Source organism: Caulobacter sp. GW821-FHT11A05 (assembly GCF_058809015.1).
In genome coordinates this window covers 588,930-612,707 of sequence record NZ_JBXASF010000002.1, presented here as the reverse complement: position 1 = coordinate 612,707, position 23,778 = coordinate 588,930, and the positions used below count along the sequence as shown (strand labels likewise).

Below are 23,778 nucleotides of genomic sequence, written 5' to 3'. Positions count from 1 at the left end.
CTAGGCCAACTCAAACGGTTCGAGCCCGGCCAAGCGCATGGCCTTAGGCCGTTCCGGGATCGGCCGGGGCTTCTTGCCCTTCACCGCTTCCGCGACATGCCGGATGTGCTCCGGCGTCGTGCCGCAGCAGCCGCCGAGGATGTTGACCAGCCCGCTGGCCGCCCACTCTTCCAGGTGACAGGCCGTCTCGTGCGGCTGCTCGTCGTACTGGCCCATGGCGTTGGGCAGGCCGGCGTTGGGATAGGCGGCGACCAGGGTGTCGGCGACGCGCGACATCTCGGCGATGTGCGGCCGCATCAGGTCGGCGCCAAGCGCGCAGTTGAAGCCGACGGCGAACGGCCGCGCATGCTTGACGCTGTTCCAGAAAGCCTCGGCGGTCTGGCCGGACAGGGTGCGGCCCGAGCGGTCGGTGATGGTGCCGCTGATCCAGATCGGCAACGGCTCCAGCCCCTCGTCCTCAAGGTCCATGATCGCCTTGATGGCGGCCTTGCAGTTGAGGGTGTCGGTGATCGTCTCGATGACGAACAGATCGACCCCGCCGTCATGCAGCGCCCGCACCTGTTCGCGGTAGGCGTCATAGACCTGGTCGAAGGTCACCGACCGGGCGCCCGGATCGTTCACGTCCGAGCTCATCGACAGCATCTTGTTCAGCGGCCCGATCGAGCCGGCCACGAAGCGCGGCTTGTCCGGCTCGGCGGCCGTGAATTTGTCTGCCGCCGCCCGGGCCAGCAGGGCGCCCTGGTAGTTGATGTCGCGCACCGCCGCCTCGCAGGCGTAGTCCTCCTGGGCGATCCAGGTGGCGCTGAAGGTGTTGGTTTCGCTGATGTCGGCGCCGGCCGCGAAATAGGCCTCGTGCAGCTTCTGCACCAGGTCCGGCCGGGTCAGGCAGAGGATGTCGTTGTTGCCCTTGAGCAGCACGTTGTGCTCCCGGAAGCGGTCCCCCCGGAAGTCTTCTTCGGTCAGCCCCTCGCGCTGGAACATGACGCCCCAGCTGCCGTCGAGGATGAGGATGCGTTCCCTGGCCGCCTGCTTCAGCGCGGCGGCGCGGTCCTGTCTGGTCATGATCCACCCTGCGCTTTCAGCTTGGCCTCGAAGTCGGCCTTCGAGGCGGCGGTGACGGTCTGAAGCTCCGTCGGGTTGACGAAGGGGTTGGGCTTGCCCGGCCCCATGGCCGCGCGCTTGGCGGCCAGGTTCATCTGCTCGGGGTGCGGGGCCAGGAAGACGTCGGCCTGCATGCCGGCCAGCTTGGCGAAGCTCTTCTGATAGTCGGCGACGATGCCCGGGTACTGCGGGTTGGGGGCCAGCCGGTTGGCGGCCACCGAGGTGCTGCAGAAGAAGATGACCTTGTAGGTCTTCCCGCCGTCCTTCACCGAGGTGGTCCAGGAGGTGCAGCCCTTGGTGTGGCCGGGCGTCAGGTTGGCCTTCAGGGTGTTGGAGCCGACCGACAGGGTTTCGCCATCGGCCACCGTCTTGTCGACCTTGACCGGCGGGAAGCCGTAGGCGGCGACGCTCTCGGAACCGACGTACTTGCCGCTTTCCAGGGCCGGCTTGTCGCCGGCGCTGGCGATAACCACGGCGCCGGTGTCCTTCTTCAGCTGGGCGATGGCCCCGGCATGGTCGAAGTGGGCGTGGCTGTTGAGGATCAGGTCGACGTCCGACAGCTTGAAGCCCAGCGCCTTGATGTTGGCCTCGACCATGGCGGCGCCCGCCGGCATGCCGCCGTCGATCAGGATGTGGCCCTTGGAGCTGGTGATCAGCCAGGCCGAGATGCCCTCGGTCCCGACATAGTAGATGTTGCCGATCACCTGGAACGGCGTCGTCGCCTTGGTCCAGGCGGCGGGCGCCTGGGCCGAGGCGTTGACCACGAACAGGGCGCTGGCGGCGATGGCGGAAAGGGCGAGTTTTTTCAAGCTCATGCGGCGGCCTCCGCCGGCGACGTGGCCGGCTCACGCACCCCCAGCACGCGGCAGATGGCATACACCAGATCGGCCCGGTTGAGAGTGTAGAAGTGGAAATCGGAAAAGCCCTGCTCCTCCAGCTTGGCGCACATCTCGGCGGCCACGCTGCAGGCGATCAGGCGTCGGGTCTCGGGATCGACGTCGAGACCGTCGAACAGGTTGCCCAGCCAGCCGGGAATGGAAGCCCCGCAGGCCCCGGCCATCCGCACCAGGCCCTTGAAGTTGGAGACCGGCATGATCCCCGGCGAGATCGGGATGGTGATTCCGGCCGCGCGCACCTTCTCCATGAAGCGCAGGAAGGGGTCGATCTCGAAGAAGAACTGGGTGATGCCCCGCGTCGCCCCGGCGTCGACCTTGGCCTTCAGCACGTCGATGTCGTGGTCGATGTTGGGGCTCTCGGGATGCCCCTCCGGATAGACCCCAACCAGCACCTCGAACGGCTGGATGGCCCGAACGGCGCGGGTCAGTTCGGTGGCGTTGGCGTAGCCGTCGGCGCGGGGCGTATACTCGCCGCCGATCGAGCCGGGCGGGTCGCCGCGCAGGGCCACCAGATGGCGCACCCCGGCGTCCCAATAGTCGCGGATCACCTGGTCGACGTCGTCGCGCCCGGCCTCGACGCAGGTCAGGTGGGCGGCCGGCTTGAGGCTGGTCTCCTCGACGATGCGCTTGACGGTGCGGTGGGTCCGGTCGCGGGTCGAGCCGCCGGCCCCATAGGTGACCGAGACGAACTCCGGCTGCAGAGGCTCAAGCCGCCGGATGGCGTTCCACAGGGTCTCTTCCGCCTCGGGCGTCTTGGGCGGCGAGAACTCGAAGCTGATGCCCAGCTTGCGATTGGGCCGTTCGGCCGAGCGGGCGACCGGTCCAATGACGCGGCGGTGCGGGCTCATGCGGCGCTCCTGTTGGCGTTGGCCGGGCGCGTCCCGGTCCAGATCTTGATGGTCAGTCCCTGACCGTCGTCGGTCGGCAGGGTCTCGCTCACCTGGCCCTCGAGGCCGGCGGCCTCCAGCCAGCGCAGGATCTCCTCATCGGAGAAGCCCAGGCGCCGGTGCTGATGCTGGCTGCGCAGGAACTCCAGCTTGTGGGGGGCGAAGTCGATGATCAGCAGCCGCCCGCCCGGGGCCACCAGCCTTGCGGCCTCGGCGACGGCGGCGATGGGGTCGCTCAGGTAATGCAGCACCTGGTGGACGGTGACCAGGTCGGCGCTGCCGGCCGGCAGGCCGGTGGCGAAGATATCGCCGTGGCGAAGTTCGCAGGCGCCCAGGCCCGCCTCGCTGACGTTGACCCGGGCGATGTTGAGCATCTGCTGCGACAGGTCCAGGCCGATGGCCCGCTCAGCCCGCTCGCCCAGCAGGGTCAGCATACGCCCCGTTCCGGCCCCCAGGTCGACCAGCCGCCCGACCCCGCCCTGCCCGGCCGCCCGGTTGATCGCCGCCTCGACCTGGATTTCGGCGGCGTAGAGCGAGCGAATTTCATCCCATTGCGCGGCGTTTCTGGCAAAATAGGCTGCCGCTTCGTTAGAGCGCTCGGCCTCCACGGCCGCCAGCCGGTCACCGTCGCGGCGCAGCACCGGATCGGCATCATCGGTCAGATCAAGGAGCGCATCGACCAAGAGCCGCGCCGGCCCGGCGGCGCTCAAACGATAGAAGACCCAGGCCCCGTCGGGGAATCGCTGCACCAGCCCGGCCTCGGCCAGCAGCTTGAGATGGCGCGAGACGCGCGGCTGGCTCTGGTCCAGAATGCGGCACAGTTCGAGGACGCTAAGCTCCTCGGCCGCCAGCAGGGCGAGGATGCGCAGACGCGTCGGCTCGCCGGCCGCGCGCAGCATCTCGACGGTCTGGGTCGATCCCTGGCTCATTGGGGATATAAAGATATCTTTATGTGTTTAAGTCAAGCCTTGGCGAGGCGGACAACCTGGCTCACGGCGCCCTTGGCCCAGCGGTCCAGGGCCTCTCGCGGCTCCCCGGCCCGGGACCGCATGGCCAGGCCGTGCACCGCCGCCGACAGCAGGTAGCCAAGCGAGGCGGCGTCAGCGGTTGCGGGCAGTTCGCCTTCGTCGATGGCGCGCTGAAGGCGCCCCGTCAACATACCGTCGAGGCCGAGGAAGGTCTCGTGCAGCACCGCCTTGATCTCGTCGTCACCGACGGCCTCGGTCAGGGCCGTGCCAATGACGAAACAGCCCCGCGCATCGCCCTCGCCGGCCGTGTAGGCGTCGATGGCGCGGCCGAAATAGAAGTCGAGGCTGGTCTGCAGGTCGCCCGGCAGGGCCAGCGCCGCCTTTGTCCCGGCCAGCAGGCCGTCCTTGGTCCGGCGCAGGGTCTCCAGGTACAGGGCCCGCTTGTCGCCGAAGGCCGCGTAGAGGCTGGGCCGGTTCATGCCGGTGGCGGCCGACAGGTCGTCGAGCGAGGTCGCCGAATAGCCCTGCGTCCAGAACGCCTCACGCGCCCTGGCCACCGCCTTGTCCGGGTCATAGGCCCGGGGCCTGCCGCGCGGACGCGCCTCTGATTTTTGTACCATTTCGCAAATAACTCTTGACCGGCCCATTATTGTGCAAGACGGTACATAAATAAACCCCTATCCGAGGAGACCGCCATGGAACTCTACTTTGCACCCCTCGCCTGCTCGTTGGCGACCCGCATGTGGTTGTACGAGACCGGCGCCGAGGCCCAGTTCAACCAGGTCGACACCAAGGCCAAGACGGTCGGCGGCGAGAACTTCCTGGCCATCAATCCCAAGGGCCAGGTGCCAACCATCCGCACCCACGACGGCGAGATCCTGACCGAGAACGCCGCCATCCTGCAGTATGTCGCCGAGCGCTTCCCGGGGGCCGGCCAGCCCAGCCCGCACCGCCTGCGCGAATGGCTGAGCTTCATCGGCGCTGAGCTGCACCGCGGCGTCTTCGGCGCCCTGCTGAGCCCTGAGGCCCTGGCCGACGCCAAGGCCTACGCCAGGCACCTGGCCAAGGCCCGCCTCGGCTATCTCAACGACCACCTGGCCGGCCGCGACTTCCTGCTCGACGACTTCAGCGTCGCCGACGCCTACCTGACCACGGTGCTGAACTGGACCCGCGTCGCCGGGCCGGACCTCAAGGACTACCCCAACCTCGCCGCCTACCACGGCCGCATGCTCAGCCGCCCAGCCGTGCTGAAGGCGGTGATGGAAGAGCAGGCCCTCTACGCCAAAGCCGCTTGATCCAAAGCTTCCCTGTCCTGGGGATTCACTGGCCCTCTTCCCTTCGGGGAGGAGGGCCTCCTTTTGCGAATTCGCTTGCCAGAAAGTGATATCACTTTGATAGTGCCGCCGGTCACAACGAACCGGGGACACATCATGCTTGGACTGATGATCAAGGACCGCCGCCACCGCATCGCGGCCGCCGTTCTGTTCGGCGCCCTGCTGGTCGGCGGCCTTGGGGCCCTGCTGCTGAGCTAGGCCGCCACCGGCGTCGCCAGCGGCTCGCCGTGGAAGTAGCGGCGCAGGTTCTCGATGGTCATGGCCACCATCTGCGGGATGCTCTCCAGCGTTCCGCCGGCCGTGTGCGGCGTCAGCACCGTGTGCGGCACATCCTTCCACCGGGCCGGCGGCGTCGGCTCCTGGGCGAAGACATCGAGGCCGGCCATGCCGAGGCGGCCGTCCTTGAGGGCGGCGATCAGGGCGTCCTCGTCGATCACCCCGCCGCGCGAGATGTTGATGATGCAGCCGCGCGGCCCGACCGCCTCGATGATCGGAGCGGTGATCAGCCCCGCCGCGTCCCCGCGCGTGCAGACCATCAGGGCGTCGCTGTCGCGGGCCAGCTGCAGCAGGCTGGACGCCCGCTTCCAGCGGCTGTCCTTGGCGTTGGGGCCCCACCAGAGGATCGGCATGCCGAAGGCCTCCAGCCGCTTGGCCACCGCCTCGCCGATGTGCCCCAGGCCGACGATGCCGGCGGTCTTGCCGCGCAGCGAGTGGCGCGGCCGCATGCGGTCGGCCAGCGTCCATTTGCCGGCCCGCAGCTTCTGGTCGCCCTCGACCAGGCCGCGCCAAACGGCGATCAAGAGGCCAACCGCATGGTCGGCCACGTCGTCGGCGTTGAGACCGGCTGAGTTGGTGACGGCGATGCCGCGCGCCTTGCACCAGGGCACGTCGACCCCGTCGTAGCCGACGCTGACACAGGCGATCAGGCCCAGGCGCGGCATCTCGGCCAGGAACTCATGATCCAGCTTGAACTCGCCGGCGTGGACGATGGCCTGGATGGAGCGCCCTTCGGTGGCGAGGAAGGCAAGCCGATCCTTGTGCTCCCACAACCGGTGGACCCGATAGCCGGCGCCGGTCAGGATCGGCTCCATCGGCCCGAGCATTTCATGGGACAGCAGGATGTCGTGGGGGACGGTCTGGGTCATGCCCGGACCATCCTCCCGTCGACAAAGGGCGTCAATCGGTCGCGGGCTAGAGGGCGTAGCTTGAGCCCACCGCTCCCAAAGTCTTGATCACCATGTCAGCCACGCCGTCGCCATTGACGTCGAAACTGAGGGTGCTGATGCCGCTGACGGTGGACACCGTCATCTGCCCGGCCGCCCCCGAGAAGGCGCCGACCAGGGTGAAGGCCTGGTCGCCGGCGACGCCGGTGTTGGCGTCGACCAGGGTGACGTCGACCACATCCCCGTCCGCGGCGCTGAAGTCGCGGATGAAGTCGGCGGCGGCCGAGGTGCTGTCGGCGACCTGGAAGTAGACGAAGCTGTCGGCGCCGGCCCCGCCATAGACGGTGTCGGCCCCGAGGCCGCCGTAGAGGACGTCATTGCCGGCTTCCCCGAACAGCTTGTCGGTGCCGGCCCCGCCGCTGATCCAGTCGTCGCCGTCGCGGCCATAGAGGGTGTCGTTGCCGTCCAGCCCCTGAACGGCGTCAGAGCCGGCCGCGCCGGCCTTGGTATCGTTGCCCGAGGTTCCCGTGACGGCCGTGTAGCCGACCGGCGGCGTCGGCTCGCTGCCCGGAGGCGGCGGCGGCGGCGGCGGCGGAGGCGGAGGTGGTGGGGGCGGAGGCGGCGGCGGCGGAGGAGGAGGAGGAGGAGGAGGAGGCGAACCGCTGGTCACGAAGTTGGCCGCGCTCAAGCTGGAGGCCGCGACGCCCGTCAGGGTCACGCTGCTGCCGTCGGCGAAGGTCACCTTGGCGCCGGCGGCCATCTGGGTGATGCCGGTGTAGCCGCCGAAGGCGGTGATATCGATCAGGTCCACGCCCAGTTCGAAGTCGGCGATGGTGTTGGTCGCGCCGTCGCCGGTTCCGATGACGAAGAGGTCAGCCCCCGCGCCGCCGGTCAGGGTGTCCTGCCCCGCAGCGCCGACGAGAATGTCGTCGCCGTCGCCGCCGTTGAGCTTGTCGGCCCCGTCGCCGCCCTCGAGACGGTCGTTGCCGCCCAGGCCGTTGAGGGTGTCGTTGCCGCCGACGCCCTGGATGAGTTCGGCCCGGCCATCGCCGTCGATGGTGTTGGCGCCGATCGTGCCGACCAGCGTCCGCTCGTAGGTCCCTGGCGGCGGCGGGGGCGGAGGGGGCGGCGGCGGCGGAGGCGGGGGCAGGCCGAGGAAGCTGGCGTCGGTGACCGTCCCGGCGGTGACCCCGGTCAGCCGGAAGCTTCCGGCGCCGGTCACGGTGATCACGGTGTCGGCGCCGTCCTGCGCCTTGCTGTAGGCGCCGAAGCCGGTGACGTCGATCTTGTCGCTGCCGACCGTGAAGTCGCTGACGGTGTCGGCGTCGCCGCCGGCGGTGGCCACGAAGGTGTCCGCCCCGGCCCCACCGGTCAGCAGATCGGCCCCGGCGCCGCCGGTGACGACGTCATCCCCGTCGCCGCCTTCCAGCCAGTCGTCGGCGTCCAGGCCGTTGAGCGCATCGGCGCCGCCCATGCCCTGGATGTGATCGCGTCCGGCCGTGCCGCCCAAGGTCTGGGCCGTGCCGTCGCCGGTGATGTCGTTGAAGGTCGGCGGCGGCGGAGGCGGCGGAGGCGGCGAGGCGCTGGTGATGAAGTTGGCCGCGGTCAGCTGATTGGCGGTCACGCCGGTCAGCAGCACATAGCCGCCATCGGAGAACATGACCCGCACACCGCTGGCGATGTTGACCAGCGAGGCGTAGCCGCCATAGGCGCTGACGTCGAGGAAGTCCTGGCTGACCTGGAAGTCGGTGATGGTCGCGGTCTGGTCGCCCGGCGCGAAGACGAAGATGTCGCGCCCGGCCCCGCCGCTAAGAGTGTCAGTCCCCGTCCCGCCGATGATCACGTCATCGCCGTTGCCCCCGTTCAGCTTGTCGCCACCGCCGGCGCCGTCCAGCCGGTCGTGGCCGTCCTCGCCGTTGAGGGTGTCATTGCCGTCGAGGCCCAGGAGGATCTCGTTGCGGTTGTCGCCCGTCAGGGTGTTGGCCCCGGCCGTCCCGGTCAGGGTGCGGTCATAGTAACCGAGCGGCGGGATCGTCGCCGGCGGCGGCGGAGGCGGCGGCGGCAGCCCGAGGAAGTCGGAGTTGGCGAGGGACGAGGCCTGGATGTTCAGCAGCTTGACGCTGACGCCTACAGCCAGCTGAACGACCGTGTCGGCCCCCACCTGTGTGATCGATTGATAGGCGCCGAAGTCGTAGACGGCCAGCTTGTCGGACCCGACCTGGAAGTCGCTGATGGTGTCGTCGCCGCCGTTCGACACGATCCAGAAGATGTCGGCGCCCGTACCGCCGCTGAGGGCGTCGTTACCGCCCTCGCCGTGGATGTTGTCGACGCCGATGCCGCCCGACAGGGTGTCGTTGCCGTCGCCCCCGTCGACGTTGTCATCGCCGGCGCCACCCGACAGCGTGTCGCCGCCGCCGAGACCCACGAGCCCGTCGTTGCCGTCATCGCCATTCAGCTGGTCCGCGTCGGCCCCGCCTACCAGGCTGTCGGCGCCAAGGCCGCCGTTGAGGATGTCGGCGCCGTCTTCGCCGTAGATCGTGTCATTGCCGGTCGAGCCGGTGATGGTGTTGCCGAGGCCATTGCCGATCAGCGTCTGACCCGCCGCGAGGCCAATCAGGTTCTCGACGTTGGCGCCAAGCGTATACTCGCTGAAGGAGGTCCTGACCGTATCGGTCCCCTCCCCCGCCTGCTCGACGACGGTGTCCTGCAGTCCGAGCAGGTAAATGTCGTCGCCGATGCCGCCAGTCAGGGTGTCGACACCGCTGGCGCCGCCGTCCAGCGTGTCATTGCCGTCGCCGCCGACCAGGCTGTCGTCGCCGGCCAGGCCGTTGAGGATATCATCCCCGCCAAGGCCGTGGATGGTGTCGTTGCCGCTGGTCCCGTTGATCGTCTCACCGGCGCTGGTGCCCTCGATGAGGGCCAGGCCGATGAAGTTGGCCGAGGTGACATTGCTCGCCAGCACGTTCAGCAGGCGGATGCTGACGCCGCCGGCAAATGACACCAGCGTATCGGCGCCCGACTGGACCAGGCTCTGATAGACACCGAAGGCGGCGACGTTCAGTTTGTCCTGAGCGGTCGAGAAATCGATCACCGTGTCCGCGCCGCCGCCGGCGAGAACGAAGAAGACGTCGGCCCCGCCGTTGCCGGTGAAGCTGTTGGCCGCCGCGTTGCCGTAGAAGCTGTCGGCCCCGACCCCGCCGATGGCGTTCTCGATCACCGCCCCCTTGGCGATGGCGACGTTGCCGATCAGGCTGGCGCCGTTGTAGGTCCCGGCGTTCGAGAAGTTGCCTTCGCGCAGGTCGATGACCTGGTCGTTGGTGAAGCCCGAGAAGTCAAACGTGTCGTTGCCGCCGGCGTCCCAGACGGCGAACACCAGGCGGCTGGTGCTGCTGGTGGCGATGAACCAGGCCCGGTCGGCGTTGGAATTGAAGCCGTAGACCGTGTCGCCGGTGCGGGTGGTGGTGTTGACGCCATAGGTCCGCTGGGCGGCTGCGATGTCGTCCAGCATCAAGGTCCCGGGGTAGGACGGTCCGAAGTCGCCGCCGGTGTTGTTCTCGGTGAAGTAGCTCATCACCGTGTACTGGTGGCTGTCCTCGTAGTACTCGGCGTCATTGGCGTAGGTGATGCTGACGCCTTCCCCGGCGTTGTACGTGCCCGGGTGCGAGAAGCCGATGGCGTGGCCGATCTCGTGGACCAGCGTCAGCATGCCGTAGTTGCCGATCTGCGGGTTGGTCGCCGTGCCGCTGTACTTGACCCAGACGTCGCCGCCGCTGGGGCTCTGGCTGGGCAGGTAGGCGAAGGCGGCCGAGCCGGCCGCGCCGGTGGCGTAGTTGCCGAACAGCATGATGGCGCTGTCGGAGTAGGCCCCTTCACCGGTGGTTCCCGAGCCGACCCGCTGGAAGACCACGTTGGAGACGTCCGACCAGGCGGCCAGGGCCAGCAGGGTGGCGTTGATCTGGACTTCGGTGAACCGCGTGAAGCCGCCCGTGTCGTCGGGCATGCTGCCCGGCGCCGTCGAGCGGAAGGCGAAATTGACGATCGAGGGCGCGCCGCCCCAGTAGGGGTCGTCCCAGTGATTGTCGACGTCGGAGACGCCGGGCTGGATGTAGAAGTCGTTCCAGGAGGCGTAGGTGCGGTTCAGCTGGTAGGCCGCTTCCTCGATGGTCTTGGAGACCTTGCTGTTCGGCCCCGTGCCGCCGCGTTCGCTGGCGTTGAGAAAGTCGCTCGGATCGCCGCCGTCGGTCCCGCCGGCGTTGGGGATGGCGACCGCCTTGTCGTCGCGGTCGCCGCCGGCGCAGGCCGGACAGCCGCAACGCAGTTGCGGCCCATCGTCGGTCGAACCGCCGATGCTCAGGTCGCCGAGGGCGTCGATGTGGCCGACCCCGGCGTAGCTGACGCCTTCGCTCAGCCAGGCGCGGGTCAGAAGGGCGGTGTCCGTGGACTCGGGGGTCTCGAGCGTCGTGTCGTCGCCCAGATCGCCGAAGCCGGTCAGCAGGTCGGTCTCACCCAGGCCCTCGACGCCAATACGGTATGCCATTCAATCCTCGTCAACGCCCCGGCGCCGTTGCCGGTATGACCCTGTCGCCTGACGTCCAATCTGGACCGTTCCGGACGCAGGGCAAGTTGAGCCCAGGCGGACTCAGACGAGGCCGCTCCAATGACATGGATATACCGCCTGTTGCGTGAACCAGCCATGAAAACCGACGCTTAACGGGCGAGCCGCGCTGACGGGTCGCGGCATTCGGGAGCGCTCCGGACACTTCGGGCTCCCCCCGCGTAAGCGGGGGGAGCCCGTTGCGTTCAGCCTGTCGCCGGAGTCTAGAGGATCCAGCCGCTGGTCACATTGCCGTTCAGTTCGATGACCATGTCGGCCACGGCGTCGCCGTTCACGTCGAAGGACAGGGTGGTCAGGTTGGCGCCCGCGTCATAGGCCCGCACCGCCTGGGCGGCGTGGCCGTCGAAGGCGGAGACGAAGACGAAGGCCTGGTCGCCGGCCAGGCCGGTGTTGGCGTCGACGCCCTTGACGCTCAGCTTGTCGCCCTGGGAGGCGTTGAAGTCGAGGATGCGGTCCGCCGCCCCCACCGCCGACTCGGAGGTCAGGGTGTAGGAGAAGGTGTCCTTGCCCGCGCCGCCGGTCAGGGTGTCCAGGCCAAGGCCGCCGATGACGATGTCGTCGCCGGCGTCGCCGTAGAGGGCGTCGTTGCCATTGCCGCCGAGCATCTGGTCGATGTCGTCGCCACCGTACAGGGCGTCGTCGCCGTCGAGGCCGTACAGCTTGTCCTTGCCGCCGTCGCCCTGCAGCTCGTCGTTGCCGCCGTTGCCTTTCAGGGTGTCGTCGCCGGCCAGGCCGAGGATGATGTCGGCCCCGGCCCCACCGTTCAGGATGTCGGCGCCCGCCGTGCCGGTGATGCCGTTGGCGCCGCCGGTCAGGGCGAAGCCGAGGTTCTCAGCGGTCAGCTGGCCGGGCGAGACGCCCTTCAGGGTGGCGATGGTGGTCCAGCTGTTGCCGCCGCCGTTCAGGTCGACCTGGACGATGGAGCCGGTGGCGCTGGCGGTGACCCGCACATGGCCGGTGCTGACCGGGTTGGCGACGCCGTCCCAGTTGGTGAACCTGGCCGTCATGAAGCCGCTGAGGTCCAGCCGGTCGCCGCCGGCCCCGGCCGTGAAGTCCTCGACCGCCACCACCGCGCCAGTGGCGAAGTCGCCCTCGATGCGGATGGTGTCGACGCCGGTTCCGCTGGTGACGGTGGCCGAGCCGTGGGCCTCGAAGCGGTCGTTGTCGGCGCCGCCCTTGGCCTGGGTCGTACCGGACAGGGCGCCCAGCACGAAGCGGTCGGCGCCGGCCCCGCCGTCGAGCACGAAGCTGCCCGTGCCGCCGGCCGCCCGGGTCAGGGTCAGCACGTCATCGCCGTTCTGGCCGTACATCTGCTCGGAGGTCCCGCCGGTGTCGGTCAGGCTGTCGTTGCCGTCGCCGCCGATCAGGTTGTCGTTGCCCAGGCCCCCGTCGAGGCTGTCGTCGCCCGCCCCGCCTTCCAGCCGGTCGTTGCCGCCGAAGCCGCCGAGCACGTCATTGCCGGCGTTGCCCTTGAGGGTGTTGTTGGCGTCGTTGCCCCGCAGGCTGTCGTTGCCGGCCCCGGTCGTGCCGTTCTCGATGACCACCCCGTTGGCGATGGTGTAGCCGCCGTGGATACCGTAGGCGTAGTTCATCCAGCCGCCGCCGCCTTCTTCGTACTGCAGGCTGGCGGCCCGCAGGTCGATGTGGGCGTCGCGGGCGCCGGTGTAGCGGATTTCGTCCGTGCCGCCGCCGTCCCAGATGGTCGAATAGAAGGTGCCCTGGGCGTTCTCGTCCTTCATCGTGTAGATGTTGGCGCCTGAGTTGTACTCCTCGTTGACGCCGTACTTGTCCTGGATCACCGCGATGTCGAGCGCCGCCAGGGTGCCCATCCAGCCGAACGGGTCGGCGTTCATGCCGGTCGGGAAGTCGCCGCTGCTGGGCATGCCGTAGGGCGAGGTCTGCCAGCCGTCATTGTAGGACATGACGGTGAACACCTGCTGGCTCAGGTCGTAGTCGCCCAGCTGGCCGCCGATGGCGCCGCCGACCGGATCGTCGCTGGGTCCGGCCCCGCGCATGATGCTGGAGCGGCCGCCGTTGTCGTGCGGGTGGGCCATGCCGTGGCCGTGGCCGAACTCATGCAGCAGGGTGGTGAAGTAGAAACCGCCCTGGCTGACGCCCTCCTCGGTCCAGCGAACATCGCCGCTGTTGAACTCCGCCTGGCCTTCGTTGGGCTCGTTGGGTGGGCTCATCCGGCCCAGCAGGCTGGCGCCGGCGCCGGGCGTGCCCTGGTAGGTCACGAACTTCAGGTCGGCCTCGGCGCGGGTCGCCACCTCGATGTAGATGATGTCGGCGACGTTCTCATACTGGTCGAGGGCGACGCGGAAGGCGTCCTTCTCCCACTGCACCATGTCCTTGGCCTGGATCATCGTCGCCAGGCCGCCCGGCTCCTCATCGACGAACACATCGCCCTGCTTGGCGAAGTAGTAGGTCAGGACGTTCTTGCCGCTGATGCCATAGTCGTTGGTGGTGATCGGGGCGCCGCCGTCGGGCACGCGATAGTTGGGCCGGCTGCCGTTGTCGCCGTCCGGATTGCGCGAGCTGCGGTCGAAGACGCTGCCCCAGTCGATGGAATGCAGCGGGCTGTCGGGCGAATAGAAGGGCACGTAGGCGGTCGGGTCGGTCACGTCGACGCTGGTGACGAAGATCTCGTAGTCGCCGACGAACTCGCCGTCCGTGCCATCCGCCGGTTCGTTGTCGAACGAGCGGGCGTTGATGAAGTAGTCGCCGGTCTGGGTGGCTGTGAACGTCAGGATGGCGTCGAGGCCGGAAGGGGTGTTCGGCCCGCCGCCGTCGGCGCTGACGATGAAGGTTCCGTTGGCGTCGTAGAGCTCGATGAAGGCGTCGGCCAGCGGCACCAGGTTGGGGCCGCCGGTCTTCAGGAACATCGAGACGTCATAGGTCTCTCCGGCTTCGAAGTGGACCTTGAACCAGTCCATGTCGCCGACCGTGTCGATGGCGGCGATGACATGCTCGCCGTCGACCGTCAGGGTGGCGGTCGTGGTGGCGTCGCCCGGATGGACGTCGGTGGTGATCAGCAATGGCGCCGTCGGGGCGACATCCTTGCCGTCGCCGACGCCGTCGAAGGCGAAGCCGCCGTGGCTGTGCTTGCGCTCGGCGGCGTAGGCGATCCAGTCGAAGCCGACGGTCGGGGCCGGGGTCGGATCGCCGGCCGAGACCAGGCTGGTGGTGGTCATCAGGTCGGCGAAGCTGTGCGCGGTGCGCAGGGCGCTTTCGTCGGCGCCGAACATTTCACGGCGAAACAGAATGCTGTCGTCGGCGTCCATGCGGATCGCCGCTTGCGTGCGGTAGGCCATGTGGATCTTCCCTCCTGCGGGCAAAACGGCCTCCTGCCGCCGCCCGTCCTGTCTAGGTCAACGAGCGGGGCGGCCGGGTTCTTCCGGCCGGGGTTCAAAATCTGTCGGGACACTGTGGGGAGACAGGAGGAGGGCGCGCGCGGGCGTGACGGAAACCCATCCCCCGATGCCGCAATCGATGACCACGCGTTTGACCCTCCAGCCAATCGCGGTGGTTAACGTAGTTTCAAATGAAACGGTTCCGACGGTCGACGAACATCGTCATACGGACGTTTGGACTCAAGGGGACGGCGGCGATTACAGCAGCCAGTCCCCCTCGCCCTTCGGGGCTTCGGCCGGCATCGGACTGGCGCCGGTGATGAAGTCGGCCGCCGAGAGCGATGAGGCCAGCACGCCGGTCAGGGTGACGTAGCCGCCGTCGGCGAAGACGATCTTCGCCCCGCCGGCCATCTGCACGATGGAGCTGTAGACCCCGCCGTAGCCGCTGATGTCGATGCGGTCGACGCCATCTTGGAAGTCGGCGATGGTGTTGGCCCCATCGCCCGTGGCCAGCACGAAGATGTCCGCGCCGGCGCCGCCTGTCAGGGTGTCCTGACCCGCGCCGCCGATGAGAACGTCGTCCCCGTCGCCGCCGAACAGCTTGTCGGCGCCGAGGCCGCCTTCCAGGCGGTCCGAACCGCCCAGACCATTCAGGGTGTCGTTGCCATCAAGGCCCTGCAGAGTGTCCCAACGATCATCGCCATTCAGCGTGTTGGCGCTGACATTGCCAGTCAGCGTCCGCTCCGAACCGGGCGCCGTTGGCGGCGGAGGCGGAGGCGGAGGCGGCGGCGGCGGCGGCGGAGGCGGCGGAGGCGGAGGCGGTGGCGGCGGCGGGCTGACGCCGGTGATGAAGTCGGCCGCGCTCAGGCTGGAGGTCTGCACGCCGGTCAGGGTGACATAGCCGCCGTCGGCGAAGACGATCTTCGCCCCGCCGGCCATCTGCACGATGGAGCTGTAGACCCCGCCGTAGCCGCTGATGTCGATCAGGTCGGTTCCGTCCTGGAAGTCGGCGATGGTGTTGGCCCCGTCGCCGGTGGCCAGCACGAAGATGTCGGCGCCGGCCCCGCCGGTCAGGGTGTCCTGACCCGCGCCGCCGATGAGAACGTCGTCCCCGTCGCCGCCAAACAGCTTGTCGGCGCCGAGGCCGCCCTCCAGGCGATCGGAACCGCCCAGGCCGTTCAGCGTGTCGTTGCCGTCGAGACCCTGCAGGGTGTCCCAGCGATCATCGCCGTTCAGTGTGTTGGCCGAAGCGTTGCCAACCAGCGTCCGCTCCGAGCCGGGGCCAGCCGGAGGCGGCGGTGGTGGCGGCGGCGGCGGAGGAGGAGGAGGCGGTGGCAGGCCGAGGAAGCTGGCGTCTGTCAGGCTGGAGGCCTGCACACCGGTCAGCCGGAAGCTGATCCCCGTGCCGGTTCCGACCGTGACCACCGCGTCGGCGCCGTCCTGGGCCGCTGCCCAGGTTCCGAAACCGGTAATGTCGAGCTTGTCCGTCCCGACCGTGAAGTCGGTGACGGTGTCGGCGCCGCCGCCGCTGACGGCGACGAAGCGGTCGATGCCAGTTCCGCCGGTGAGGATGTCGATGCCCGCGCCGCCGGTCAGGGCGTCATCGCCCTCCCCGCCGACCAGCAGGTCATCAGCATCACCGCCGAGAAGCGTGTCGCTGCCCGCCAGGCCCTGCAGTTCGTCGCGGCCGCTCGTGCCAGTCAGCGTCTCACCGGCGCCCGTGCCGGTCTGCAGCGCGTAGGTCGGCGGAGGCGGAGGCGGAGGGGGTGGAGGGGGTGGAGGGGGTGGAGGCGGCGGCGGCGGCGCCGTCAGCCCGAGGAAGTCCGACGCGGTCAGGCTCGCAGAGTTGACGCCGAGTAGCCGCAGGCTGGCCCCGGTCGCCGCCCGGATGACGATCAGCGTATCCGCGCCGTCCTGCGTGAGGGACTCGTAGTGGCCCGCGTGGCTGAACTCCAGCTTGTCGACCCCGACCTGGAAGTCCGTGATCACGTCGGCGCCGCCGTCGGTGCGCCCGTAGAACCAGTCGGCGCCGGCGCCGCCGGTCAGGGTGTCCGCCCCGCCGAGCCCCAGCAGGTAGTCGTTGCCCGTCCCACCATCGAGGATGTCGTCGCCGTCGGCCCCAACGACCGTGTCGGTCCCGCCCATGCCCATCAGGAAGTCACGCCCTGCGGTTCCGCTGACGGTTTCGATAGCGTCCGTGCCGACGTTGATGAAATAGCCGGCCGGCGGCGGTGTGCCCGGCGCATAGGGCTGGCTGGTCAGGTAGACCCAAGGCCCCAGCGTCGTCGCCTGTACGTTCTGGAGCGTGACATAGCTGCCGTCGGCGAAGGTCAACTTGGTGTTGGCGGAAAGTTGCGTCCGGCTGACCACCGGGCCGACCGCCGAGATGTCCAGCATGTCCTGGCCCGGCGTGAAATCCGTGATGGTCGTCGCGCTGTCGGCCGGTTGCAGGACGAAGATGTCCGCGCCGGAGCCGCCGGTCAGGGTGTCCTGGCCAGCGCCGCCGACGAGGATGTCATCCCCGTCGCCGCCGAAGAGCTTGTCTGCGCCGTCGTCGCCTTCCAAAAAGTCGTTGCCAGCCAGACCGTTAAGGGTGTCGTTGCCACCCAGGCCCTGGATGGTGTCGTGACGCTCATCCCCCGTCAGAGTGTTGGCCGAGACCGTCCCGGTGATCGTCCGGTCCGATCCGGGCGGCGGCGGGGGCGGCGGCGGGACCTGTGGCGGCAGACTGGTGGCGCCAATGAAGCTGGCCGCGCTGAGAGACCAGACGTTCACGCCTTTGAGCAGGGCCGAGGAGCCATCACCGAAGGTGACGAGCGTGTCGGAGCCCTGCTGGTCCCAAGCCTGAACGACGCCCAGGCCGGTAATGTCGATTCGGTCGACGCCGACCACGAAGTCGTGGACGGTATCTGTCCCGCCGCCGGCGGCGAACACGAAGATGTCGGAACCGGCTCCACCGGTCAGTTGGTCGGCGTCAGCCCCTCCGGCCAGTCGGTCGTCGCCGTCGATGCCGCGGAGGGTGTCCGCGCCCGCCCCGCCCTCCAGTTGGTCGGCGCCGCCGTCCCCCTGCAGAAAGTCGGCTCCGCCAGCGCCCTTGAGGACGTCGTCGCCACCGCCGCCGTTGAAGGTGTCGCCATAGTCGAAACCGGTCACGCGGTCCGCGCCGCCGCCGCTGGTGAATTCCAATTGCTCGATGTTGACCAGGCTTCCGCCGCTGCTCAGCGTCTGCACGACCCCGGCAGCCGCGGCGGCGATGTCGATCGTCTCACCAGCCGCGCCGGCGCCGGTCAGCCACAGGCGGTCAAAGCCGGACCCGCCGTCGACCTCGTCTACGGCGCCGGCGTTGATCTGGTCGTTTCCGGCCCCGCCGCGCAGGGTGTTGATTCCCTGACCGACGCCGGACTCGTTGAGCGTGTCGTCGCCGTCTCCACCCTCAAGCAGGTCGTTGCCCAGGCCGCCCGTGATCGCGTCGTTGTCGGCGCCGCCGACCAGGGTGTCGTTGCCGGCCCCGCCAAACAGGGTGTCGGCGCCCGCCCCGCCTTCCAGCAGGTCGTTTCCGGGCCGATCGACATCCGGGTTGGCGCCGTTGACGACATCGCCGTACAGCGCGTCATCGCCGTCGCCGCCGCGCAGGACGTCGTCGCCGTCGTCACCGGTCAGGCTGTCGTTGCCGCCCCGGCCCTCGAGCGTATCGCCTCCGAGGCCGCCGAACATGACGTCGCTATGGAGGTGACCCCGAACGATGTCTGCCGAACGCGTGCCAACAAAGTAGAGGGACTCGACATTGACCGCCGAGCCCAGGCCGCCGATGGTCTGCACCTGACCGGCCGCCGCCGCCGCCAGGTCGAAGGTCACGCCGCCTTCCCAAAGTTCGCTGAACAGTCGGTACTCGTCCAGGCCGGCGCCGCCATCGACGGCGTCGTCCCAGCCGCCGGTGATCAGGTCGCCGCCGTCCAGGCCCTGGATAGTCTGGCGGTAACTGCTGCTGATCAGGGTGTTGGCGGCGTTGGTTCCGGTCAGGATGATCGGTGTCGCCGTGACGCCCGGCAGGCTGGTCAGGCCGATGAAGTCGGCGACCGACAGCTGCGAGGCCTGGACGCCGCGCAACCGCACATAGACGGTGCTGGACAGATGGACGATGGCGTCGGCGCCGGACTGGCTGAGCGCCATCACGGACGCATAGTCAATCTTCAGACGATCGGCGCCGATGGTGAAGTCGGTCACCACGTCAAGCTCGTCGCCGACCCAGAAGACGTCGCTGCCCGCGCCGCCCGTCATCAGGTCGCCCCCGGCCCCGCCGATCAGCAGATCGTCGCCGTCACCGCCACTCAAGGTGTCGTGCCCGTGAAAGCCATCGAGCCTGTCGTCGCCGCCAGCGCCGCTCAGAACGTCGTCGCCCTGGATACCGGAGAGCAGGTTGTTGGACCCGTCGCCGCTCAGGGTGTCGTGGCTGACCGTGCCGACGACTTCGGGCTGATAGGACGGCGGGATGCCGATAAAACTGGCATTGGTGACGGTGGCGGCCGTAACTCCGGCAAGCCGCAGCGAGACCCCGCCGTTGAGCAGGACCAACGTGTCCGCGCCATCCTGGACGATGTTCTGGTAGATGCCGCTGAAGGCCGAGACGTCGATGCGGTCCGTGCCGACGGTGAAGTCGGTCAGGGTATCGGCGCCGCCGCCCACAGTGGCGATGAACCGGTCTGCGCCGGCCCCGCCGGTGAGAATATCGGCGCCGGCCGCGCCAATCAGGGCGTCGTCGCCATCGCCGCCGATCAGCAGGTCGTCCGCCTCGCCCCCGATCAGGACGTCATGGCCGCCCAGGCCCTGCAGCTCGTCGCGACCCGCGGTCCCGAGGAGGATGTCCCGGTTGGCCGTGCCGGTCTGCACTACATAGGTCGGAGGCGGCGGCGGCGGCGGGGGCGGGGGTGGCGGCGGGGGTGGCGGCGGGGCAGGCGGCAGGGCGACGGCCAGGGGCGGGGTCTGTATCGCGCCCAGGAAGTTGGTGACCTTCAGAGTTCCGGCCGCGAGGTTCTGCAGGACCAGGCCGGAACCCTCGCCGAAATCGACGAAGGTGTCGGCGCCCTGCTGAGTGATCGCCTTCACCGTGCCGAAGAAGCGTACATCGATGATGTCTTCCTCGACGTTGAAATCGGTCACCGTATCGATGCCGTCGCCCGGGCGGACGACGAAGTAGTCACGGTCCGCGCCACCGGTCAGCAGGTCAGCGCCTGCCTCGCCCGCGAAGATGTCAATGCCGGCTCCGCCGTTCAGTTGGTCGTCGCCGGTATAGCCCGCCAGGAAGTCGTTGCCGCCGTTGCCGAAAAGCTTGTCGGCCCCCTCCAGCCCGCCGAGAATTTCGTTCGCCGCCGTCCCTTGGAGGGTATTGGCGTTGGAGTTGCCCTCGATCGTGCTGGTGTAGTTGAACGACGGCATCTGGCCGTTCTGGAGGATGATCGCCGCGCGGACGTCCGTCTGGCTGGCGTTCTTCACGAACACGAAGCTGTCGGAGGTCTGGATGCGGACGCCCGAGCCGTATTGGTTGGCATTGGCCTGGCTCAGGCCGTCGAAAAAGAGCCGATCGCCCTCTGCCAGGCTGAAGTCGTTGATGACGTCGTCGCCGCTGCCGGCGCGGAACACGAAGGTGTCGGCTCCCGCCCCGCCGTAAAGGTCGTCCATGCCGCCGCCACCGTCGACGACATCGTTGCCCGCGCCGCCCTCAAGGACGTCGTCGCCGGCTCCGGCGCGCAGCACATCGTTGCCGTCCAGACCCTGCAGCCGCTGGCCGCCGTTGTGGCCGTCGATCAGGTCGCCCGAGGCCGTTCCGATGACCGGCGGCCCAGAGGGGTCGGCCGGAACGATGATCAGCGAGGCGATGATGTTGTTGTAGTCATTCGAGGTCGTGCCGTAGATCTGAATTGGCGCATCGCTGCCGTTGAACTGGATGCTCAACCCGCCGGGGTTGCTGGACGGCCCCCACCAGAACCCGGTCGTGCCGATCAGCTTGATCTTGTCACCCTCGGCGAAATTGAAGTCCCGGATCAGGTCCGCGCCATGGCCGCGCCTGAAGACGAAGGTGTCCGCGCCCGCCCCGCCCAGCAGGTCGTCGTCGCCCTCTCCGCCTTCGAGAACGTCGTTCCCCGCCCCCGCTTCCAGGACATCGGCGCCGCCGAGCGCCTTGAGAACATCGTCGCCGCCATTGCCGCGCAGCAGGTCGCGCGCCTCGCTTCCGGTCAGGGTGTCGGCGCCCGATCCGCCTTCCTGCGTCGTCATGCCCGGAACCGAGCCGAGCTGGATCGAGCCCTGCGGCGGAAGGCCGAGACCGCCGCCGCGGTTGCGCATGATCACCATGCCGCCGTCCGGCAGCTTGACGGCGAATGTCGTGCCGATCTGGACGATCTCGTAGGAGGCGTAACCCTCCAGCCGGATGACATCGCCTTTCTCGGGTTCGAAGTCGACGATCGTGTCAGTCCCCTCCCCAGGACGGAAGACGAAGATGTCCGCGCCTTCGCCGCCGTAGAGGAAGTCGTCGCCGCCGCCTCCCGTGAGGCGGTCGTCGCCACCGAGCCCGAACAGGGTGTCGTGCCCGCCGGCGCCGTAGAGCGTGTCGGCGGCAAGGGTGCCCAGCACCGGAAGCTGAGGCGTCGGCGGAATGGCCGGCATGGTCGGCATCGCGGGCTCGGCCGTCGCCGCAGGCGGGACGTTCAGCGGGATGGCGGCGGCGTTGAACTGGAAGTTGGCGGCGGTCAGGCTGCTGGCCTGCACATTCTTCAACAGCAGGCTGTCGGTGGCCGAGAACACCACCTTGGTGTCCGCGCCGATCTGCTGCAGTGCGCTGTAGGCGCCATAGCCGACGACCAGGATGGTTTCCGCCCCGCCCAGGCCGAAGTCGGCGATGGTGTCGGCGCCGGAACCAGCCTCGAACCGGAAGGTATCGATCCCCTCCCCGCCCGTCAGGGTGTCGGCGCCCACGCCGCCGCTGAGCACATCCGCCCCGGCGTCGCCGTTCAGTACGTCGCCCCCCAGGCCGCCGAGCAGGATGTCGGCGCCGTCGCCCCCCCACACGCCGCCCGACTGGGTCCCGCCGCGACCGTCGTAAATGTCGTCGCCCAGCGCCAGCGTGACGGCGCCGTAAATCGCGCCGGTGTTGTAGATTTCTTCCCGTCCGCCGAGGAACGAGAGCAGGCCGCGCATCGTGCCGGAATTGTAGAAGCGCTCCGTCTGGAATTCGGAGTAGCCGTCCTGCTCCCGGATGGCGAAATCGCCCTCCAGGGTTCCGCTGTTGAAGAGGGCCCAGGGCGTGTAGCTGTAGACGTCGCCGTTGGTGTACCGCAGGGCGGCGCTCGAGGCCTGTGCGTTGCTGTCAGCGGCCCGGATCAGTCCCGAATTGACAAAGGCCGGTGCGCTGGTTCCGCCCAGGCCAATGCCCGTGGCGCCGTACTGGCCCGTCGCCTCGATCGAGCCGCTGTTCCAGATTCCGCCCGGCGTCCCGGTCGAGACAGCGACGGTATGGGTCCCCTGTACGGTGATCGACCCGTGATTGACCAGGACCAGACCGGCGGCGTTGATGCCGGTCGCATAATCGCCGGAGGTCACCCGGATGATGCCGTCGTTGAAGACCTTCGGATAGCTGTAGGAGTCGCTGCCGATGCCCCGGGCCGGATTGCCTGTGACCGAGGCCACGTCGATCACGCCGCCGCTCTGGTTCCAGATCACCGACTTGTTGGAGGAACTGAGCAGGATGCCGGTGGAGAAACCGAACTGGGTGGCCGGAACCTTGATGACGCCCGCGTTGATGACGTAGGCGTTGCGAATGTCGCCGACGTAGGTGGTGTCGATCGTGAACGCGGTGTCGCCGGCCGGAATGTAGGTCTCGCCGGCCGGAATAAACACGTCGTTGGTGACCGGCAGGTGGCCGTTTCGGCTCGGGCCCGTCGGGTCCAAGGGGGCGGCGTAGCCCGTCATGGAGAAGACGAAATCCGCGGCGGTCAGGGCGCCGGGCGATATGTTCTTTAGCAGGACGGAGTCGGTCGCCGACAGCACCACCAGGGTGTCGGAGCCGACCGCGCGCAGTTCCTGATAGGTCGAATAGCCGTGGATTTGCAGGCGGTCCTCGGTCCCACCGGCGGCGAAGCCCACCACCGTGTCGGTTCCGTCGCCCTTGCGGAACACAAGGGTGTCGTCGCCGGTTCCGCCGGTCAGGGTGTCCGCGCCCAGGCCGCCGATCAGCAGATCCGCGCCAGCGGCGCCGATCAACTTGTCATCGCCGTCGCGGCCTTCCAGGGTTTCGGCCCCGCCCGCGCCCGTCAGGGTGTCGGCGAAGGCCGATCCGATGACCCGCTCGAAACCGGCAATCAGGTCGCGGCCATAGCCCTGGGCGATTCCGTCGGCCAGGTTGACGACGACGGCCGCCGTGGCGGCGTTGAAAGCCACGGTGTCGACGCCCAGGCCACCGTCGAGGGCGTCGCCGCCTTGGCCGCCGTCGATGTAGTCGTCGCCGGAACCGCCGACCACGACGTCGGATCCGTCTTCGCCGAACAGCTGCTCGTTCGAGGTGCCGCCGACCAGCCGGTCGTCGCCGCGGCCACCGAAGACCTTGCCCGTCAGGACGCCGTAGACGCCTTCATAGACGTCGGAGCCGTCGCCCAGATCGATCGTGGTCGTCTCGATCGTGCCGGCGTTGCGCACGATGTCGTCGCTGGCGGTGGTCTCGATGGCGCCTTTGATCGTACCGGTGTTGGTGATCTGCACTGACCACCGGATGGCGATCTCGCCCTGGATCAGGCCACTGTTGGTGATTACGCCCGACTGGAAGACAGCGATGGACTGGCTGTCGACATTGTTGTCGGCCGCCTTGATGGTTCCGGTGTTGAGCAGTGGTCCGACGCTTTTCAGGCCGACCGCGCTCTGCGTGCCGAACACATCGATGGTTCCGGTGTTGATGACCGGGTTGAGGCTGGGGCTGCTGGAGTAGACGATGCCGACCGCCGCACTGGCCGACTGAACCTTCAGCGTCCCGTGGTTCTCGAGCAGCATGGTGCGTTTGCCGGTCGAGATACCGGTGGCGTCGGAAAGGCCGGTGACCTCGATGAGGCCGCGGTTGATGACGTCGGGACCTCCCGTATAGGGGATCATCACCCCCCAAACCCAGACGCCGTAGACCTCGCCCTTGACCCGAAGGATGCCGGTCGCCTCGTTGTAGAAGGCGATGCCGTTCGGAAAAGCCGGCCCCGGGGCGTACACCCCGTACAGGCTCTCACCCGAGATGTTGCGGGTGATATTGATCGTGCCGCGATTGGTCAGGATCGGGACCAGCGGTCCAGGGCTGTCGAGGATGATGCCGCCGTTGTTGGTCAGCGTCAGGGTCTCACCCTGCGCGACGGTTCGCGGTGATCCGATCGTCGTCGGCATGTAATCCCCCCGGTACTGAAAGCAGAGCCAGCCGACGGCGCCGCCCGAAAGCG

At 68.5% G+C, this 23,778-nt stretch carries 10 protein-coding genes; 1 reads left to right on the top strand and 9 read right to left on the bottom strand.

Annotation, left to right across the window (positions count from 1 at the left end):
• The 5 genes from AC1RSK_RS05780 to AC1RSK_RS05760 are packed head-to-tail and all read right to left on the bottom strand — an operon-like array spanning position 1 to position 4,472.
• Entirely contained in the window at positions 1-1,062 is a 1,062-nt protein-coding gene (locus AC1RSK_RS05780) for a homocysteine S-methyltransferase family protein (RefSeq protein WP_492906366.1), read from the bottom strand.
• On the bottom strand, positions 1,059-1,916 hold the full coding sequence (gene bla, locus AC1RSK_RS05775) for a subclass B3 metallo-beta-lactamase (protein ID WP_492906364.1): 858 nt from the start codon (positions 1,914-1,916) through the stop codon (positions 1,059-1,061). Before bla ends, AC1RSK_RS05780 begins: the two co-directional genes overlap by 4 nt.
• Entirely contained in the window at positions 1,913-2,845 is a 933-nt protein-coding gene (gene metF, locus AC1RSK_RS05770; RefSeq protein ID WP_492906362.1) for a methylenetetrahydrofolate reductase [NAD(P)H], read from the bottom strand. The genes bla and metF overlap by 4 nt, the downstream gene beginning before the upstream one ends.
• Positions 2,842-3,813, bottom strand: coding sequence for an ArsR/SmtB family transcription factor (locus tag AC1RSK_RS05765; protein ID WP_492906360.1), 972 nt, complete (start codon positions 3,811-3,813; stop codon positions 2,842-2,844). The genes metF and AC1RSK_RS05765 overlap by 4 nt, the downstream gene beginning before the upstream one ends.
• Positions 3,814-3,845: 32 nt before the next feature.
• Entirely contained in the window at positions 3,846-4,472 is a 627-nt protein-coding gene (locus AC1RSK_RS05760) for a TetR/AcrR family transcriptional regulator (protein ID WP_492906358.1), read from the bottom strand.
• Between the two features lie 75 nt (positions 4,473-4,547).
• Here AC1RSK_RS05760 and AC1RSK_RS05755 point away from each other — a divergent pair, with 75 nt between their 5' ends.
• The gene (locus tag AC1RSK_RS05755; RefSeq protein ID WP_492906356.1) at positions 4,548-5,147 is read left to right on the top strand and encodes a glutathione S-transferase C-terminal domain-containing protein; all 600 of its coding nucleotides are present in this window, start codon (positions 4,548-4,550) and stop codon (positions 5,145-5,147) included.
• Between the two features lie 233 nt (positions 5,148-5,380).
• Here the strand turns inward: AC1RSK_RS05755 and AC1RSK_RS05750 are convergent, their stop codons facing one another.
• The 4 genes from AC1RSK_RS05750 to AC1RSK_RS05735 all read right to left on the bottom strand — a co-directional run bounded on the left by AC1RSK_RS05750 (position 5,381) and on the right by AC1RSK_RS05735 (position 23,725).
• Positions 5,381-6,331 carry a 2-hydroxyacid dehydrogenase gene (locus AC1RSK_RS05750; protein ID WP_492906354.1) on the bottom strand — a complete coding sequence of 317 codons (951 nt, stop codon included), beginning with the start codon at positions 6,329-6,331 and terminating at the stop codon, positions 5,381-5,383.
• A gap of 46 nt (positions 6,332-6,377) precedes the next feature.
• Positions 6,378-10,886: a M10 family metallopeptidase C-terminal domain-containing protein gene (locus AC1RSK_RS05745; RefSeq protein WP_492906352.1), complete on the bottom strand. Its 4,509-nt coding sequence runs from the start codon at positions 10,884-10,886 to the stop codon at positions 6,378-6,380.
• A gap of 281 nt (positions 10,887-11,167) precedes the next feature.
• Entirely contained in the window at positions 11,168-14,278 is a 3,111-nt protein-coding gene (locus AC1RSK_RS05740) for a M10 family metallopeptidase C-terminal domain-containing protein (protein ID WP_492906351.1), read from the bottom strand.
• A 297-nt stretch (positions 14,279-14,575) separates the two neighbouring features.
• The gene (locus tag AC1RSK_RS05735; protein ID WP_492906349.1) at positions 14,576-23,725 is read right to left on the bottom strand and encodes a hypothetical protein; all 9,150 of its coding nucleotides are present in this window, start codon (positions 23,723-23,725) and stop codon (positions 14,576-14,578) included.
• Positions 23,726-23,778 lie beyond the last annotated feature (53 nt).